Origin of the sequence: Paraburkholderia sp. BR10937, assembly GCF_040965695.1 — a bacterium.
GTDB lineage: Bacteria > Pseudomonadota > Gammaproteobacteria > Burkholderiales > Burkholderiaceae > Paraburkholderia.
This window is the reverse complement of the sequence record NZ_JBFRCL010000026.1, coordinates 46,960-65,592: the sequence shown is the minus strand read 5'-3', so window position 1 is coordinate 65,592 and position 18,633 is coordinate 46,960. Positions and strand designations below refer to the sequence as shown.

The 18,633-nt window shown below is 65.6% G+C and carries 13 protein-coding genes; 4 read left to right on the top strand and 9 right to left on the bottom strand.

The features are described 5' to 3' along the window. Positions 1 to 23: 23 nt before the first annotated feature. From ntrC to glnA, 3 genes are all read right to left on the bottom strand, one after another. Entirely contained in the window at positions 24 to 1,607 is a 1,584-nt protein-coding gene (gene ntrC / locus AB4Y44_RS21925) for a nitrogen regulation protein NR(I) (protein WP_342923673.1), read from the bottom strand. A 75-nt stretch (positions 1,608 to 1,682) separates the two neighbouring features. Further along, positions 1,683 to 2,825: a nitrogen regulation protein NR(II) gene (gene glnL, locus AB4Y44_RS21920; RefSeq protein WP_368700883.1), complete on the bottom strand. Its 1,143-nt coding sequence runs from the start codon at positions 2,823 to 2,825 to the stop codon at positions 1,683 to 1,685. Between the two features lie 231 nt (positions 2,826 to 3,056). Then, entirely contained in the window at positions 3,057 to 4,472 is a 1,416-nt protein-coding gene (gene glnA / locus AB4Y44_RS21915; protein WP_342923671.1) for a type I glutamate--ammonia ligase, read from the bottom strand. A gap of 466 nt (positions 4,473 to 4,938) precedes the next feature. Here glnA and AB4Y44_RS21910 point away from each other — a divergent pair, with 466 nt between their 5' ends. Further along, on the top strand, positions 4,939 to 5,403 hold the full coding sequence (locus tag AB4Y44_RS21910) for a rhodanese-like domain-containing protein (protein ID WP_342923670.1): 465 nt from the start codon (positions 4,939 to 4,941) through the stop codon (positions 5,401 to 5,403). 100 nt (positions 5,404 to 5,503) lie between these two features. On the opposite strand, the gene AB4Y44_RS21905 is transcribed toward AB4Y44_RS21910, so the two are convergent. The 5 genes from AB4Y44_RS21905 to hrpA all read right to left on the bottom strand — a co-directional run bounded on the left by AB4Y44_RS21905 (position 5,504) and on the right by hrpA (position 14,181). Then, positions 5,504 to 6,361, bottom strand: coding sequence for a competence/damage-inducible protein A (locus AB4Y44_RS21905; RefSeq protein ID WP_368700882.1), 858 nt, complete (start codon positions 6,359 to 6,361; stop codon positions 5,504 to 5,506). Positions 6,362 to 6,395: 34 nt separating this feature from the next. Continuing rightward, positions 6,396 to 7,229, bottom strand: coding sequence for an EI24 domain-containing protein (locus AB4Y44_RS21900; protein ID WP_368700881.1), 834 nt, complete (start codon positions 7,227 to 7,229; stop codon positions 6,396 to 6,398). A 139-nt stretch (positions 7,230 to 7,368) separates the two neighbouring features. Continuing rightward, entirely contained in the window at positions 7,369 to 8,427 is a 1,059-nt protein-coding gene (locus AB4Y44_RS21895) for a sterol desaturase family protein (protein WP_368700880.1), read from the bottom strand. Between the two features lie 17 nt (positions 8,428 to 8,444). Beyond that, a complete protein-coding gene (locus AB4Y44_RS21890; RefSeq protein WP_368700879.1) occupies positions 8,445 to 9,470 on the bottom strand; it encodes a beta-propeller fold lactonase family protein in 1,026 nt (341 codons plus the stop codon). 145 nt (positions 9,471 to 9,615) lie between these two features. After that, entirely contained in the window at positions 9,616 to 14,181 is a 4,566-nt protein-coding gene (gene hrpA / locus AB4Y44_RS21885; protein ID WP_368700878.1) for an ATP-dependent RNA helicase HrpA, read from the bottom strand. A gap of 23 nt (positions 14,182 to 14,204) precedes the next feature. On the opposite strand from hrpA, the gene argA reads away from it, so the two are divergent. The 3 genes from argA (at position 14,205) to proP (ending at position 18,043) form a co-directional block, all read left to right on the top strand. Continuing rightward, positions 14,205 to 15,596, top strand: a complete 1,392-nt coding sequence (argA, locus tag AB4Y44_RS21880) for an amino-acid N-acetyltransferase (RefSeq protein WP_133181507.1) — start codon at positions 14,205 to 14,207, stop codon at positions 15,594 to 15,596. 42 nt (positions 15,597 to 15,638) lie between these two features. Further along, a complete protein-coding gene (locus AB4Y44_RS21875; protein ID WP_028204208.1) occupies positions 15,639 to 15,914 on the top strand; it encodes an oxidative damage protection protein in 276 nt (91 codons plus the stop codon). Positions 15,915 to 16,585: 671 nt separating this feature from the next. Continuing rightward, positions 16,586 to 18,043 carry a glycine betaine/L-proline transporter ProP gene (proP, locus tag AB4Y44_RS21870; protein WP_342923664.1) on the top strand — a complete coding sequence of 486 codons (1,458 nt, stop codon included), beginning with the start codon at positions 16,586 to 16,588 and terminating at the stop codon, positions 18,041 to 18,043. Positions 18,044 to 18,108: 65 nt separating this feature from the next. Here the strand turns inward: proP and AB4Y44_RS21865 are convergent, their stop codons facing one another. Beyond that, positions 18,109 to 18,597, bottom strand: a complete 489-nt coding sequence (locus AB4Y44_RS21865) for a metallophosphoesterase family protein (protein ID WP_342923663.1) — start codon at positions 18,595 to 18,597, stop codon at positions 18,109 to 18,111. Positions 18,598 to 18,633 lie beyond the last annotated feature (36 nt).

The window sequence follows — 18,633 nt, the reverse complement described above, 5'->3', positions numbered from 1 at the left end:
CGGTGCCCCATGCTAATCCGCGCTCATTCCAGATTGAGTTCCTGGATCTTGCGCGTGATGGTGTTGCGGCCGATGCCAAGACGCTCGGCCGCCTCGACCTTGCGCCCGCGCGTGAAGTCGAGCGCCTCGCGGATCACGGCGGCTTCGAAGCGGCGCGAGAGTTCGTCCATGACGTCGGCGCTGTTTTCGCGCAACAGACGCGCGACTTCCGTGCGCAGACCGCTCTCCCACACGCTCAGCGGCGAGACCGCGGCAACGGCGCCGTTGGACGCGCCGAACGCCGGCGTGCCGAACACCACGCCGCCCGGGACGCCGCCGATCGCGCCGGGCAAGCCCGCGCCTGCCACGGCGCCCCCAACCGGCGATATGCCGCCCGCGCCATTGGTCGCCGCGCCCGCTTCGGAAGCGGCCGAAGCATCGGCGAGATGCACCGGCGAACCCGCCGAGCCATGCGCAGGCACGAGGTCAGGCGGCAGATCCTTGATCTCGATGGTCTGCGCGGGCGCCATCACGGTGAGCCAGTTCGCGAGATTCTCGAGCTGGCGCACGTTGCCCGGAAACGGCAGCGACGACATCCACGCCAGCGCCTCGTCCGACACGCGCTTGGGCTCCACACCCAGCTCGCGCGCGCTTTTCTGGAGAAAGTGACGCGTGAGCAGCGGAATGTCCTCGCTGCGCTCGCGCAGCGCAGGCAGACGCAGCCGAATCACATTGAGCCGGTGATACAGGTCCTCGCGGAACAGCCCCTGGCGCACGCGCGTTTCGAGGTTCTGGTGCGTCGCGGCGATCACGCGCACGTTCGCACGCAGCGGGTTGTGCCCGCCCACGCGGTAGAACTGGCCATCGGAGAGCACACGCAGGAGGCGCGTTTGCAGGTCGAACGGCATGTCGCCGATTTCGTCGAGGAACAGCGTGCCGTTCTCGGCCTGCTCGAAGCGGCCCTGGCGCATGGCCTGCGCGCCCGTGAACGCGCCGCGCTCGTGGCCGAACAGTTCGGATTCCAGAAGATCCTTCGGGATCGCCGCGGTGTTCAGCGCGATGAACGGACCGTTCGCGCGTGGGCTATGTCGGTGCAACGCGCGCGCGACAAGCTCCTTTCCGGTGCCAGACTCGCCGGTGATGAGCACGGTGGCCGCCGAATGCGAAAGCCGCCCGATGGCGCGGAACATGTCCTGCATGGCCGGCGCCTGGCCGAGCATCTCGGGCGCTTCGGCAGGACGCTCGTCCCACTGCTGCTCGCCGCGCATGCTTTCGTCCACGGCGCGGCGAATCAGCTCGACGGCCTTGTCGACGTCGAACGGCTTGGCGAGATACTCGAACGCGCCGCCCTGAAACGCGGCGACCGCGCTGTCGAGGTCGGAGAACGCCGTCATGATGATGACGGGCAAGCCCGGCACGCGCTCACGCACGGTTTGCAGCAGTTCGAGGCCCGAGCCGCCCGGCATGCGGATGTCGGAGACGAGCACCTGCGGGCTGTCGTGATCGAGCGCGCTCGCGGCTTCGCGCACGTTCGAAAAGCTGCGGGTAGCGAAGTTTTCGCGGGCAAGGGCCTTTTCGAGCACCCAGCGTATCGATTGGTCGTCGTCTACTATCCAGATCGGCTTCATAAGATCGGTCAGAAGTCCTGGTGGCGTGCGGTATCGGTATATCTAAATTCAGGCTTGGCTATCGATGCAACGGATTCAACTATCGAGCGGCAGCAAGATCTGAAACTCGGTGTGACCCGGCCGGCTATCCACTTCGATGAGTCCGTCGTGCTGCTGGACGAACGTCTGCGCGAGCGTGAGGCCGAGACCGCTGCCATCCTCGCGTCCGGAGACGAGCGGATAGAAGATGCGGTCGCGAATATCCTCGGGAATGCCGGGTCCGTTGTCGGTGATATGCAAGTCCAGTGCCAGCTTGCACAGGCGTTTGGAAATCGTGACCTTGCGCGCGACGCGCGTGCGCAATTCAATGCGCGCGTCGCCCTGCGAAATACGTTCGCGCAGCGCCTGCGCCGCATTGCGCACGATGTTCAGCAGTGCCTGGATCAACTGCTCCTTGTCGCCGCGCAGGTCGGGCACGCTCACGTCGTAGTCGCGCTCGATGGTCAGGCCGCGCGGGAATTCCGCGAGGATCACGGCGCGCACGCGCTCGCACACTTCGTGAATATTCACGTCGCCGACGATATGCGGATGCCGGTGCGGCTCCAGCAGCCGGTCGACGAGCGTCTGCAGGCGGTCCGACTCCTTGATGATCACCTGCGTGTACTCGCGCAGCTCGTCGCGCTCCAGCGCGCCGAGTTCGAATTCGAGCAACTGCGCCGCGCCGCGAATACCGCCGAGCGGATTCTTGATCTCGTGCGCGAGATTGCGGATCAGATGCTTGTTCACGGCCGTGAGGTCGTGAATGCGCTCCTCGCGGTCGCTGCGCAAATGCCGCTCGTTCTCGAAGAGTTCGAGCAGCACGTAGTCGGACGTGTTTTCGAGAAAGCCCACGACCACATGCACGTTCAGCGGTTCGCGTCCGGGGCGTTCCAGCGAAGCGTCGAGCCGCGTCGCGTGAAAGCGATGCTCGGCGATCGACGCGATCGTCGAGAGCAGCTCGTCCGCATTCGAAAAAAGATCGGACCACGCCATCTGCGCGAGTTGACGGCGCGAGAGATCGAGCATCGCCTCCGCCGAAGGATTCGCGAAGGCAACGCGCAGTGTGCGCTTGTCGAGTACGAGCACGACCGTGGGCAGCGCCTCGAAGCCGGGCAACAGGCCCGACTCGACGAGCGGCACGTCGTCGGAGAGCGGTTCGGCGTGGCCCTTTCTTGCCTTGATCAGATTCTTGAGCACCATGTTTCAGGCCGGCCGCCATACGGCGCGCCAGCAACGGTCCTGGTCGTTAGTTCTGGTCAATACGCTGGTCAACAAGCGGGTCGATACGCCTCGTCGACGAGCGACAAAGCGTCCCAACGAAAAAGGGACGGCACCGCCGTCCCTTGGAGACCCAACGCGCACGCGTCCTGCGAGTCGAAGAAACTGAACCGGCGCTTCGCTGTGTAGCAGGCAGCGAAGCGCCATCGCCGATTACAGCGAGTAGTACAGTTCGAACTCGACCGGGTGCGTGGTCATACGCACGCGTTGCAGTTCGCTTTCCTTCAGCGCGAGGTACGCGTCGATCATGCCGTCGGTGAACACGCCACCGCGCGTCAGGAACTCGCGATCCTTGTCGAGCGCTTCGAGAGCCTGGTCGAGGCCGGCGCAGACGGTCGGGATCTTTGCATCCTCTTCCGGCGGCAGGTCGTACAGGTTCTTGTCAGCGGCTTCGCCCGGATGGATCTTGTTCTGCACGCCGTCCAGACCTGCCATCATCAGTGCCGAGAAGCACAGGTACGGGTTGGCGAGCGGATCCGGGAAGCGCGTTTCGATACGGCGACCCTTCGGGTTCGAAACGTGCGGAATACGGATCGATGCCGAACGGTTGCGTGCCGAGTAAGCGAGCTTGACCGGCGCTTCGAAGTGCGGCACGAGACGCTTGTACGAGTTCGTACCCGGGTTCGTGATGGCGTTCAGCGCGCGAGCGTGCTTGATGATGCCGCCGATGTAGAACAGCGCGAATTCCGACAGGCCAGCGTAGCCGTTACCCGCGAACAGGTTCTGGCCGTCCTTCCAGATCGACTGGTGAACGTGCATGCCCGAACCGTTGTCGCCGACGACCGGCTTCGGCATGAACGTCGCCGTCTTGCCGTACGTGTGCGCCACGTTGTGGACGATGTACTTCAGTTGCTGCGTCCAGTCCGCGCGCTGAACCAGCGTCGAGAACTTCGTGCCGATTTCGTTCTGGCCCTGGCCCGCCACTTCGTGGTGGTGCACTTCGACCGGAATGCCGATCTGCTCGAGCAGCAGACACATTTCCGAGCGGATGTCCTGGAACGTGTCGACCGGTGCGACCGGGAAGTAGCCGCCCTTCGTGCCCGGACGGTGACCCGTGTTGCCGCCTTCGATTTCGCGGCCCGACGACCACGGTGCTTCATCCGAGCCGATCTTCACGAAGCAGCCCGACTGATCCGTGTTCCACTGGACCGAATCGAAAATGAAGAATTCCGGCTCCGGACCGAAGAAGGCGGTGTCGCCTAGGCCCGTGCTCTTCAGGTACGCTTCAGCGCGCTTGGCGAGCGAACGCGGGTCGCGCTCGTAGCCCTTGCCGTCGGCCGGCTCGACCACGTCGCAGGTCAGCACGAGCGTCGATTCTTCGTAGAACGGGTCGATGAAGGCCGTGTTCGGGTCCGGCACGAGCAGCATGTCCGAGGCTTCGATGCCCTTCCAGCCGGCGATCGACGAACCGTCAAACGCATGACCCGACTCGAACTTGTCTTCGTCGAATGCCGACATCGGAACCGAAACGTGCTGCTCCTTGCCGCGCGTGTCCGTGAAGCGGAAGTCGACAAACTTGACGTCTTCGTCCTTGACGAGTTGCATGACGTCGGCCACGGATTTACTCATAACCTATTCTCCTGATTAACGATTTCGGCGAACGCTGCCGCCGTCCCAATCTTGTTGATCCCCCGCCGGCCGCCTCCTTCCCGGGTCTGTCCTGCTGACCCCGATTGGCCGGCTGCGAATCGATCGAGATGTATAAAGCAGCTTCCGTGCCATGCATGCGCCAACGTGGCGCAAATCCCTTTCGCGACACGCACTTGGAGTCAAAAATCGTGCGCCGCGCTTTTATGGAGCCGCCAGTGTGGCGGCTCATCGGCACCAAATTCGTGCAATCCCAAATTTGGCGCGCGAATCTCTCTTCATTATGGTGCAAAACATCTCGCATGCACCATTTCAATGCATCCCGCCCTTTATGCCACGCAGAACATCGCTTACGCCCGGTTTCACAGTGCCGGGATCGTCCTGCCCGCTCCGTCCCCACGCGCTAGAATGGTTTTTTGGTCCAACGCGAAACAGGAGATCCGTTGTCATGAGTACGCTCGAACAGTTGTACGCCCAGGCCGAGAAACGCCGCGTCGAGAACCAGTTGCCCTACGCGGGCGCGGTGTCGCCCGCAGAGGCATTCGAGCTTCTGCAGCTCGACCCGCGTGCGCGCCTCGTCGACGTGCGCACGCGCGCCGAACTCGACTGGGTCGGCCGTCCCGTCGTGGGCGACGGCCAGTATTCGCACGTCGAATGGACCCGCTATCCGGGCGGCGTGCCCAACGCCGAGTTCCTCAGCCAGCTCAAGAGCGCCGTGGAAGCCGACGCGCCAGTGCTGTTCCTGTGCCGCAGCGCCGCGCGCTCCAAGCTCGCTGCCATCGAGGCCGCCAAGGCCGGCTTCACGAAGGCCTATGACCTGCTCGAAGGCTTCGAAGGCGACAAGGACGGCCAGGGGCATCGCAAGACCGTCACCGGCTGGTGCTTCCGCGGCCTGCCGTGGATCGGCGCCTGACACCGCCCCGCTCCAGCCCAACGGGCCACTCTGAGCGCCCCGTGTGACACGCCGATGATGCGCCGCCGGCCCTCGAGCCGCACGCCCTCCTCGCGCTGAATCAAAAACCGGCGCGCGGCCCGCTGCGGCGCTCGCGATCGGGCGCCCCCTCGCCCGGCGCCGCCGGCTCGACCACATCGCCACCCAGTTCGTGCACGCCTTCGCGCAGCTTCACGAAGGCGGCCACCACGGCCTCGGGCTCGCCCTTCACGCCCAGATCGATGTGCCGGCGCGCATAAATGCCGCCGCGCTCCGTATCGCCCACGCTCGGCAGGCTGAACACCCGCACGCCAGGAAAATCGCGCTCGATGCGCACCATGAGCGGCGTGAGCGTCGACTCCGGCAGCTCGAACACGAGCAGCGACTTCTCGGCGTGCGGCGTCTGGTGATGCAGATGCGCATACTTCGTGTCGAGCACCCACTCGATCATCGGCCAGGCCATCACGGGGAAACCGGGCACGAAGTAATGATCGCGAATCGAAAAGCCCGGAATCTTGTTGTAGCCGTTCGGGATGATCTCGCAGCCCTGCGGGAACGTGCCCATCTGGAAGCGGTGCAGATTCTCGGGCGACTGGTAGTTCACGGGATCGGCGCCGGTGTGCATGTCACGGATGCGCTCGCGGATCGCCACCTCGGCGTCAGGGTGCAACGCGAGCGGCACGCCCAGCGCCGCCGCCGCGCACTGGCGCGTGTGGTCGTCCGGCGTCGCGCCGATGCCGCCCGTCGAGAACACGATGTCGCCCGAAGCGAACGAGCGCCGCAGCGTCTCGGTGATGCGCTCGGGGTCGTCGCCCACGTACTGGGCCCACTCGAGCGAGAGGCCGCGCGCGCCGAGCAGTTCGATGACCTTCGGCAGATGCTTGTCGGAGCGGCGCCCCGAGAGAATCTCGTCGCCGATGATGATGACGCCAAATGCCATGGGTCGCCTCGTTGATTGTCTTGATGATTGAGCGTTAGTGCACGATCGTCACGTCGCCGGACGCCTGCTGCACTTCGTGCGCGCGCATGCGCTGCAGCGCGCGCAGGCAGTAGTGCCCGAACCAGAGCGCCGTGAACACCAGAATGAATGCGTAGATCCAGATCGTCACCGCCGCCAGCACCGGGAAGAACAGCAGCAGCCACGCGGACACGGCCCAGATCGCCGTGGGCAGCGAGCCGAGCAGCCCGCTCACCACGCCGATCACGAGCAGCGGCAGGCGGTGGCTGCGCACCAGCGCGCGGCGCTCCTCGACGCTTGCGTGCAGCGCGAGCGCATCGTAGGTCATCACCCGATACGTGAGCCAGCCCCACAACAGCGGCGGAATCAGCGCGAAGAACGGCGGAATGAGCCACAGCGGCAGCGTCACGATCATCACGATCAGGCAGACCAGGGTCGTGACGAGCGAATAGAACAGGCTGCCGTACCAACTGCCGCCGTGCCGCATCTCGAGCATCCCGTACTGGCGCTTCGACAGATGGCGGATCACGCGCGGCATCGAAATCGCGACGATCAGCAGCAGCACCGTGATCACGATGAGCGGAATCGTCAGGATGATGACGAGAAACGGCGCGATCGTCGCGCGCAGCCAGCCGAAGCCGAGCGCGTCGAACAGATGATAGAGGTAGGCCGTCGAGGACCAGTTCGCGAGCGCGCCGCGCATCAGGTCGAGCAGCGGCTGCCAGAACACGTAGAGCACAGCGCCCCACACCGCCGCCGCCACGAGAAATGGCACGAAGGTGAGCAGCAGCATGGCGGGATGGAACACGCTCGCGAGCGCGCGTCCGAACGAGCGCAACAGGTCATTCATGCGAGCGGAATACGGCGAAAAGGACGGGTGGAGAACACAGTGTCGGCGAAATCGGTGCGACCAAGCCGACAGCATAAACCACCGCGCGCATGGCGGGTAAGACGGGTGCGAGGAAGCGTGAGGACGCCGCGCCGGCCGCTCAGGTCACGGTGGCGTCGTCGCGCGCCTCGGCAGGCGCGGCGGTGGCGGCGCGGGCGCGCGAACGCAGGCGCCGCGCGATGCGGCCGAACGCATAACCCTGCTGCGCCCAGAAGCCCTCGCCATAGCTCACGCCTTCGAGCTGGTCGCGAATGCCCGTGGGCTCGATCTCGCGATTGAACGACGCGCTGCCGAACAGCATGTCCCACCAGGGGAACAGCACGCCGAAGTTGCAGCCATAGTGGGTGCCTTCGTGGCCGTAGCCGATGGCGTGATGGCGGCGGTGAAAGCGCGGGCTCACCAGCAGCCGCTCGCCGAGCCAGCCGAAATGCACGCGGATATTGGCATGCTGCACGCTCTGCACGAAGTTCGTGAGCGCGACGAGCACCACGAATTGCGCGGGCGGCACGCCGATGACGAGCGCCACGGCGGCGAACATGCACGACTGGCCGATCACGTCGAGCAGGTGGTTGCGGTCATCGCACCAGAGCGACATCTTGCGCTGGCTGTGATGCACGGCATGCAGCTCCCACCAGACGCCGTAGCGATGCGAAAGCCGGTGATACCAGTAGCTGAAGAAGTCGAGCACCACGAGGTAGATCGCGAACGCCACGAGCGGCTGCGTGGTCACGCCCGGCCAGAGATTGTCGAGGTCCACCGTCTTCGCGCCCATGAGCCGCAGCGCGCCCTGCGCACGGTCGAAGAACGGCTGCATCGTAAAGAAGAACAGCAGGTTCAGAATGCCGAGGCGCGTGACCCACGTGTAGAGCGCATCGACGCCCACGCCCTTGCGGTCGCGCCACTTCTCCGCGGGCACGAGCGCTTCGAGCGGGCGCAGCAGCGCGTACATCAGGCCCACTTCGAGCAGGCCCACGATCACCCAGTACAGCGCGTCGTAGGTGTCTTCGTCCACGTTCATCATGCCGATGCGGAAGAGCAGCGGCTGAATGACGTCGATGTAGAGGAGCGTTTGCAGCCAGGAGACGAGGTCGTCTGCCGACGCGACCACGGACTGCCCCGCGTGCGCGACGACGGCCAGCAACGACGCCACCATATCCATGCGCGCGCCCCGCTGCCTTAAGCCCCGTTCGGCGCCGTGACGGGCGCGCGATCGTAGAAGTAGATGCCATGCGGCGAGCGGCCCACGGCGATGGTCTTGATGAGCTTCCTCGTTTGCATGTCGATGAGGCCGATGTGCTTCGCGAAACGGAACGTCACCCACAGGTAGCGCTTGTCGGCGGTCAGCTCCATGTCGTCGGGGCCGGGCATCAGGCCGCTGATCTCGCCGGTCTTTTCGAGCGTGTCCTCGTCGATGATGCTGATGACGTTCGCCACGCGGCTCGACACCAGCACGTGGTGGCCGTCGACGAGCGAGCGGAAGTTGTGCGCGGCCTTGCCCACCTGGATCGTCTTGACGATCTTCTGGTTGCGCCAGTCCACCACCGCCACGTAGTCGGCGCCCGTCATGCCGACGAGCAGGTACTTGTCGCCGGGCGTGAGCCACAGGCCAGCCGGTGCGGCGCCGACCTTCATCTTCCAGAGCACCTTCTGCGTCGGCAGATCGACCGCGGCGATTTCGCCCGACACCTGCAGCGAAACGAACACGGTGCGGCTGTCGTTCGTGAACGCCAGGTGGCTCGGCATGGCCGAGAGCGGCAGGCGTTTGGCGAGCGTGATGTTGCTGCCGCCCGCGTAGTTGTAGATGTCGAGGCGGTCGAGGCGCAGGCCCGTGGTCACGAACCACTTGCGGTCGGGCGAGAAGCCGAGCTGGTACGGGTCTTCGACGTTTTCGACCCAGCGCTGCGGCTTGCCGGTTTTCGGATCGACGAACAGGAGGTTGTTCGACACCGAGTTCGCGACGATCAGCGAGGTGTTGTCCGGCGTGGGAAAGAGGTGATGCGGTTCCTTGCCCGTGGGCACGGTGCCGACGACTTCGTGCGTCTTGTCGTCGATGAGGCTCAGCGTGGCTTCGCCCGAATTCAGGACGATGATGTTGTTCGCGTAAGCGGCCGTGGAGGCAAAGGTGGCAACCGTCGCTGCGCAGGCGAGCGCAAACATTGCGGCCTTGGCGGCGACGCGGCTAAAAGTGTTGTTGTTCGGCATGAAGAATCGTTCCCGGGCAGATTCGTGATTGTAGAACGTCTACCCGCACGCAAGGTTGACGTAGGGCCCTTGAAATATGCAAGGGGCGCAATCAAGCGCCCCTTTTTCGAACCATTCGTACAACTGTTATGGCCCGCAATGCGCTTTATCGCTGCATCGATTCCCATACCTTGTGGAGGCGCTTGACCGAGACCGGCATCGGCGTGCGCAATTCCTGCGCGAAGAGCGAGATGCGCAGCTCTTCGAGCAGCCAGCGGAACTCCGAAAGACGCGGATCGAACACGCCGCCGCGCTGCGAGAGCGCGCGCTGATACTGCTGCGCGAGCGGCTGGAATTCGGCGGCCTGACGCGCGTCGCGTGCGGGGTCCGCGCGCAGCTTGTCAATGCGCAGCGCGACGCCCTTCAGGTAGCGCGGGAAATGCACGAGCTGCGCATAGGGCGTCTCCAGAATGAAGCGCTTGCTGATGAGCGCGTCGACCTGCGCCTGCATGTCCGCTGCGGGCGCGCCAAAGGCCTTGGCCTGCACGAGCTTCTTGGCCAGCGACGCATATTCGGCAAGGATCTGCCCCACCAGACGCGCGATTTCCTGCGCGAGCAGCGAGAGACGTCCGCGGCCTTCGTCCTTGCGTGCGTGGAAGCTCGCGTCGTCGTCGGGCAGCGGGTCTTGCAGGCAGGCGCGGTCGAGCGCGAGTTCGACCAGCTGGTCGCGCAGCTCCTCCTGCGTGGCGCGCGCCATGAACTGCATCGCCATCTCGCGCAGACCCGGCAGGTTCTTCTCCAGGTAGCGGATCGGCTCGCGCAGCTGAAGCGCGAAGAGCCGCCGCAGCCCCGCACGATGGATGCGCGCGGCCTCCTCCGGCGAATCGAACACTTCGACGTCGCAATGCGTGCCCCGATCGACGAGCGCCGGATAGCCGAACAGCGTCTGTCCGCCGCGGCGGATTTCCAGCAGCTCGGGCAGCTTGCCGAAATTCCACGTCGTGAGGTTTTCGTAGAGCGCCGTGGCAGGCGCGGCGGCGCCCGGCGAGGGTGTGTGCGGCGCATTGCTCTTCTGCGGCGCGTTGCCGGTCGCATCGCGCTCGACCTGAGCGTTCTGCGGTGCCTCACCGCCCTGCGCGCGCGTTTCCAGCGCCGCGAGCGCCGTCGCGCTCGCGAGCTTCTGGAATTGCTGCTGCGCCTGCGCGCCGAGTTCCGCGCGCAGTTGGGCGAGGTTGCGGCCCATCGCGAGCTGGCGACCGTGCTCGTCGATCACCTTGAAGTTCATGAAGAGGTGCGCGGGCAGCGTTTCCAGCTTGAAGTCGGCTGACTTCAGGGCGATCTGCTTTTGCTCACGCACGTCGGCAATCAGCGCTTCCATGAGCCCGCCCGCGCCGAACCGCTCGCCGCCCACGCGCTCCACGAAGCCGGCCGCGTATTCGGGCAGCGGCACGCAGTGGCGGCGCAGCTTCTGCGGCAGCGACTTCAGCAGCAGTTGCGCCTTCTCCTTGAGCATGCCCGGCACGAGCCATTCGCAGCGGCGCGCATCGACCTGGTTGAGCGCGTAGAGCGGCACCGCGAGCGTCACGCCGTCGCGCGGCGAGCCCGGCTCGAAGTGATACGTGAGCGCCATCGCCACGCCCGACATCGTCATGCGCTTCGGGAACAGCTCCGTCGTCACGCCCGCCGCTTCGTGGCGCATCAGGTCGTCGCGAGAGAGATACAGCAGACGCAGCTTGTCCTCGGGCTCGCCGCCGTTCCTCACCTCGTCGCGATACCAGCGCTCGAACGCCGCGCCCGAGTAAATGCCTTCGGGAATCGCCTGATCGTAGAAGCCGTAGATCAGTTCGTCGTCGACCAGCACGTCCTGGCGGCGCGACTTGTGTTCCAGTTGCTCGATATCGGCGAGCAGCTTGCGGTTGTGCGCGAAGAACGCGAACTTCGTGTCGAACTCGCCTTCGACGAGCGCGCCGCGAATGAAGAGTTCGCGCGCACGCGCCGCGTCCTGCCTGCCGAACGCCACGCGCCGGCGTTGATAGACCGGCAGGCCGTACAGCACGCCGCGCTCGAACGCGCTCACCTGCGCCGCGCGTTTTTCCCAATGCGGCTCGGAGAGCGATGTCTTCAGCAAATGCGCGCCGACCTTCTCGAGCCACTCGGGTTCGATCTTCGCGATGCAGCGCGCGTAGAGGCGGCTCGTCTCGACGAGTTCCGCGGCCACCACCCAGCGCCCCGCCTTCTTCACGAGCGCCGAGCCCGGCCACAGATGGAACTTGATGCCCCGCGCGCCGAGGTAGTGCGGCTCGTCGTCGGCCTTCAGGCCGATATTGCCGAGCAGGCCCGTGAGCAGCGCGTGATGGATCTGCTCGTAGGTTGCATCGGCTTCGTTGATGCGCCAGCCATGCTCGCGCACCACCGTCAGCAATTGCGAATGCACGTCGCGCCACTCGCGCAGACGCAAGTGGGACAGGAAATTCGCGCGGCACGCATCGAGCAGCTGGCGGTTGGACTTCTTGTGCGCGACGGCCTCTTCGAACCAGCCCCAGATCTTGAGCCACTGGAGAAACTCGGAGCGCTCGTCGGCAAAACGGCGATGCGCCTGATCCGCCTGCTCCTGCGCCTCGATCGGCCGGTCGCGCGGATCCTGCACCGACAGCGCGCTCGCGATGATGAGCACTTCGCGCAGCGCCTGCTCGTCGCGTGCGCCGAGAATCATGCGGCCCACGCGCGGATCGAGCGGCAGGCGCGCGAGTTCGCGGCCGAGCGGCGTGAGCGCGTTGTCGTCGTCCACGGCGCCGAGTTCGTTGAGCAGCTGGTAGCCGTCGGCGATCGCGCGGCCCGGCGGCGGCTCGATGAACGGGAACGTCTCGATCGCCGTGAGATGCAGCGATTTCATGCGCAGAATCACGGCGGCGAGCGACGAGCGCAGGATTTCCGGATCGGAAAAGCGCGGCCGTGCGATGAAATCCGCTTCCTCATAAAGCCGGATGCAGATGCCGTCCGCGACGCGTCCGCAACGGCCCGCGCGCTGGTTCGCCGCCGCCTGCGCAATCGACTCGATCTGCAGCTGCTCGACCTTGTTGCGATACGAATAGCGCTTCACGCGCGCGAGGCCCGTATCGACCACGTAGCGGATGCCCGGCACCGTGAGCGACGTTTCGGCCACATTGGTCGCGAGCACGATGCGGCGCGCGTTCGACGGCTTGAAGACGCGCTCCTGCTCCTGCGCGGACAGCCGCGCGAACAGCGGCAGGATTTCCGTGTGCGGCGGATGATGCTTGCGCAGCGCTTCGGCGGCGTCGCGAATCTCGCGCTCGCCGGGCAGGAACACGAGCACGTCGCCGGAGCCTTCGCGGCAGAGTTCGTCGACCGCATCGACGATGGCTTCCATCAGGTCGCGATCGGTGTCGCGTTGCGACTTCGCACCTTTTTCGCGGCCCGTCGTGCCCTGCGCGTTCTTCACCGCCGGACTGTCTTCCTGCACCGGCCGATAGCGCACTTCGACGGGATACAGCCGGCCGCTCACCTCGATCACCGGCGCGGGCTTTTCCTCGCTGCCGAAGTGGCGCGCGAAGCGATCGGCGTCGATGGTCGCCGACGTCACGATCAGCTTGAGGTCGGGCCGGCGCGGCAGAATCTCCTTCAGATAGCCGAGCAGGAAGTCGATGTTCAGGCTGCGCTCGTGCGCCTCGTCGATGATGATCGTGTCGTAGGCCTTGAGCAGCGGATCGGTTTGCGTCTCCGCGAGCAAAATGCCGTCGGTCATGAGCTTGACCGAGGCGCCCGGCGAGAGATTGTCGGTGAAGCGCACCTTGTAGCCGACCACTTCGCCGAACGGCGTATTGAGTTCGTCGGCGATGCGCCGCGCCGTGGCCGAAGCCGCGATCCGGCGCGGCTGCGTATGGCCGATCAAACCCGTACCGCCCGCGCCGAAGCCGCGGCCCAACGCGAGCGCGATCTTCGGCAACTGCGTGGTCTTGCCCGAGCCCGTTTCGCCGCTCACGATCACGACCTGATTCTGTGCAATCGCACGCGCGATTTCTTCGCGGCGGCAGGAGACCGGCAGCGCTTCGGGGAACGTGATCGGCGGGACCTTGTTCGGCTCGACGTTCGTGCGTGGTGCACGCTCCTGGCGTTCGGCGCGCGACGGGCGTTCACGTTCGCGTTCACTGCCTTGGCGCGGCGCGTGTTCTGACTTCGGCTTCGCGGGTCGATGCTGATTCGGCGGGTTCTGCGGTTTCGCCTGCTTCGGAGGTTGCTGCGCGCGCGGCGGTTGATTGCGCGGCGCCTCCGCGCGCGCGCCGTGCGATTCGCTCGGGCGATCTCGTGACTCGTTGCGCTGCGCCGGGCGTCGATCGTCGCGTGGCTTGCCCGGCTGCGCGGCGCCGCGCTGTGTGCGCGGTTCGTCTCGCGATGGCAATTGTGACTGCGTCTGCGACGCTGCCTTCGTTTCGCTTACCTGCTCGGCGCGCTGATCCGGGCGCTGCTCCGCGCTCGGCGGCGTCTGCTGTTGCGCCTGTGGTTGCTTCTGCTCCGCACGCTTGTCCTGCACGCGCGCACCGCCCAGCGCGCCGCCGCCCATCAGCGCGGCAAGCTTGTCCGTCGACGCGAGTTTTTGCCCGTCGCCATACTTCTGCGCCGCGCTTTTCGCTTTCGCGCCGTCCTGCGCCGTTTCCTTCCCGGCCGGGGTGTTGCTGCCCTGCGCCGAGGCAGGTCTTTTGGGTACATTCGACATGGGGGCGCATTATAATCCCGGGCATGAATTCCCAAACCGACCTCGTCCCCGCCACCGCCAGCGCGCCGGCCTCCGCCGCCGCTGCGGATTCCGACTCGCAGATCATGGCGCAGCACGCGCAGTTCGTCGACTGGATGCGATCGGTCGCGCCCTACATCCACGCGTTCCAGGGCAAGACTTTCGTCGTCGGTTTCGGCGGCGAGGTCGTGCACCAGAACCTGCTCAACGCGCTCGTCGCCGACATCGCGCTCCTGCAGGCCATGGGCATCCAGATCGTGCTCGTGCACGGTTCGCGCCCGCAGGTCGAGGAGCAGATGAGCCTGCACGGCGTCGAGTCCGAGTTCTCGCACGGCATGCGCATCACCAATGCCCGCGCGCTCGAATCGGCGAAGGAAGCGGCCGGTGAAGTGCGTCTCGACATCGAGGCCGCGATCAGCCAGGGTCTGCCGAACACGCCGATGGCGCACGCTCACATCAGCGTGGTGTCGGGCAACTTCGTGACGGCGCGGCCGGTCGGCATTCTCGACGGCGTGGACTTCCAGCACACGGGCGTGGTGCGCAAGATCGACGCCGATTCGATCCGCCACTCGCTCGCGAGCCGCAAGCTCGTGCTGCTTTCGCCGCTCGGTTTTTCGCCCACGGGCGAGGCGTTCAATCTGTCGATGGAAGACGTCGCGTCGGCGGCGGCCATCGCGCTGCGCGCCGACAAGATCATTTTCCTCACGGAAACGCAGGGCCTGATCGACGAGGAAGGCGAGCTGATCCGCGAAATGTCGCTCGACGACGCCTACAAGCTGCAGGAAGGCGGCACCGTGCTCGGCGACGAGGGCTTCTACCTGAAGCACTCCATTCGCGCCTGCCGCGGCGGCGTGGGCCGCGCGCACATCATTCCCTACGCGCTCGACGGCAGCGTGCTGCTCGAACTGTTCCTGCACGACGGCGTGGGCACCATGATCTCGTACGAGAATCTGGAGAGCCTGCGCGAAGCCACGCCTGACGACGTCGGCGGCATTCTCACGCTGATCGAGCCGCTCGAAACCGACGGCACGCTCGTGCGGCGCGGGCGTCACCAGATCGAGCGCGACATCGACCACTTCTCGGTGATCGAGCACGATGGCGTGCTGTTCGGCTGCGCGGCGCTCTACGCGTATTCGCAGGAGCGCATCGGCGAAATGGCGTGCCTCACGGTCTCGCCCGAAGCACAGGGCTCCGGCGACGGCGAACGCCTCTTGCGCCGCATCGAGCAGCGTGCACGGGCACGCGGCCTCACGCGCATTTTCGTGCTCACCACGCGCACCGAACACTGGTTCCTGAAGCGCGGCTTCGTCAAGGCAACGGTCGACGACCTGCCCGAAGACCGCCGCCGCCTCTATAACTGGCAGCGCAAATCGCTCGTGCTGATGAAACAGCTCTGAGCGCGCCGCCACCCACACATACGACTACAGGAGAAGCACAGCATGGCCCGTATGATCCAATGCGCGAAGCTCGGCAAGGAAGCCGAAGGCCTCGACTTTCCGCCGCTGCCGGGTGAGCTCGGCAAGCGCATCTACGAAAACGTCTCGAAAGAGGCATGGCAGCAGTGGCTCAAGCAGCAGACCATGCTCATCAACGAGAATCGCCTGAACATGGCCGATCCGCGCGCGCGCCAGTACCTGATGAAGCAGACCGAGAAGTTCTTCTTCGGCGAAGGCGCCGACCAGGCTTCGGGCTACGTGCCGCCGACCGAAGGCTAAGGCCTTCCGCTGCGCACCGGGATCTGTCCCTGAGCGCACGAACACAGCAGATCGCCCCGCAAAAACCGCGCCCCCGGCGCGGTTTTTTTATGCGCTTCATGCGCTTTCCAGGGCGCGGAAACGGTTCCATCGAAACGAAGCAATCCCCCGCCCCATGGGGCTTCCAGCCCGCGCACCGAATCCCCGCAGATGCCGGGGTTTGCGTGATCTTCCGTTATCGTGCTAACATGTGGGCTCGTTCAACAGGCATTAGCCATCAATTGCATTCGGCAGGCGGCCCAAGCGGCACCCCGGCACCCAAAACGCCACTATCCCGAATGCGCATATGACAAAAGGAACGCACCGCCACGCGGGCTTCTTTTTCGTTTCAGCGGCGTTTGACCAGGCAACCCGAGGTACCTCGTGCCGGTCCAGCGTCCTCATGCGACCTGCCCCCCATCCACGGCCACGCAGGCGCAACGTTAAACACAATTTGTCCGAGTGTCGTTTCGCGACACTTCAGCATTGCTTTCGTGCGCCGCTCGCCTTGTGCGATGCACCATCGGCCCGCCCTCGTCCTTGACGCAACGTGGCGTGCCGTGCGCGAATTGTCGCCGCTATCGCGAAACGGTACTCTCCGGCAACCGTGGCGGGCCCACGTGGGTTCGTCGCAGTCATTGGAGATGCAGACCTTGACCGCTTCCACTTCCGGCGCGTCGGCCCAGACCGACCTCACCCTCGACGACATCACGATCGTCGATAAAAGCCTTCTCAAACGCGCCGTCGGCGCCATGGCACTCGGCAATGCCATGGAATGGTTCGACTTCGGCGTGTACAGCTACATCGCCGTCACGCTCGGCCAGGTGTTCTTCCCGTCGAGCAGCCCTTCGGCGCAGCTCATCGCCACGTTCGGCACGTTCGCGGCCGCGTTCCTCGTGCGCCCGATCGGCGGCATGGTGTTCGGGCCGCTCGGCGACCGCATCGGCCGCCAGCGCGTGCTCGCGATGACGATGATCATGATGGCCTGCGGCACCTTCGCCATCGGCCTGATTCCCTCGTACAAGTCGATCGGCATTGCCGCGCCGGCGCTGCTGCTCGTGGCGCGTCTGGTTCAGGGCTTCTCGACCGGCGGCGAATACGGCGGCGCGGCGACCTTCATCGCCGAATTCGCCACCGACAAGCGCCGCGGCTTCATGGGCAGCTTCCTCGAGTTCGGCACGCTGATCGGCTATGTGTTCGGCGCGGGCACGGTTGCCGTGCTGACCGCCGTGCTCTCGCACCAGCAGCTGCTCGACTGGGGCTGGCGCGTGCCGTTCATGATCGCGGGCCCGCTCGGCCTCGTGGGCCTCTATATCCGCATGAAGCTCGAGGAAACGCCCGCGTTCAAGCGCGAAGCGGAACTGCGCGAAGCCGAAGAGCACACGCGCCCGAAGCTCACGCTGCATTCGCTCCTCACGCAGCATCTGCGCCCGTTCCTGCTGTGCGTGGGTCTCGTGCTGATCTTCAACGTGACCGACTACATGGCGCTGTCGTACCTGCCGAGCTACCTCTCGGCGACGCTGCACTTCAACGAGACGCACGGCCTCTTCCTCGTGCTGATCGTGATGGTGCTGATGATGCCGATGACGCTCGCGTTCGGCCGCCTGTCCGACGCCGTGGGCCGCAAGCCCGTGATGCTCGCGGGCTGCGTGGGCCTGATCCTGCTGTCGATCCCCTCGCTCACGCTGATCCAGACGGGCGCGCTCGTGCCGGTGTTTTTCGGCCTCCTGATTCTCGGCGCGCTGCTCTCGTGCTTCACGGGCGTGATGCCCTCGGCGCTGCCGGCGCTGTTCCCGACCGCGATCCGCTATGGCGCGCTCGCCATCGGCTTCAACGTCTCGGTGTCGCTGTTCGGCGGGACCACGCCGCTCGTGGCGGCATGGCTCGTCGAGCACACGCAGAATCTCATGATGCCCGCGTACTACCTGATGGGCGCGGCGGTGATCGGCATCGTCTCGGTGCTGGCGCTGCATGAAACGGCGCGCCGCCCGCTGCCGGGCTCGGCGCCGAGCGTGAGCACCAAGGCGGAAGCGCACGCGGTGCTGCGCGGGGTGCGACTCGCGCGCGAACTCGACGAGGAATACGCCGTCGCCAACGCCGTGCGCGCCTGATACGGCACCACTGAAACGCAAAAAGGCCAGCTTCGTGCTGGCCTTTTTCTTGCGCGCGCTGAGTGCTATTCGACGAGCTTGACGTGTTCGACGTCCAGTGCGCCCTTGCTGCCGATCGTCAGCATCGCCGCCGAGATCGGCAACTTGAAGCGGCGCGGCCCCGCGCTGCCGGGGTTCACGTACAGCACGCCCTCGCGCGTTTCGAGCGCGGGTTTGTGCGAATGCCCGCTCACGACCACGGCAATGCCATCGGCTGCGGGATCGCCCTGCAGGTCGGGCAATTCGTGGACCACGGCAAGCCGGACCCCAGCCAGCGCGACGGTGGTCTGCACCGGCAACGCCTCGGCCCACGCGCCATGATCGTTGTTGCCGCGCACGGCGGTGAGCGGCGCGATGGCCGCGAGCGTGTCGAGCACGCGCTGATCGCAGATGTCGCCCGCATGCACGATGGCGTCCGCGCCCTCGACGAAGGCGAGCAGTTCCGGACGCAGCAGATTGTGCGTGTCGGACACCAGGGCAATACGTAGCGGAGGTAGCGGATGTTTCGCGGACATGGCGTTGCGTTTCGGTTGCATCCTGCCGATTATCGC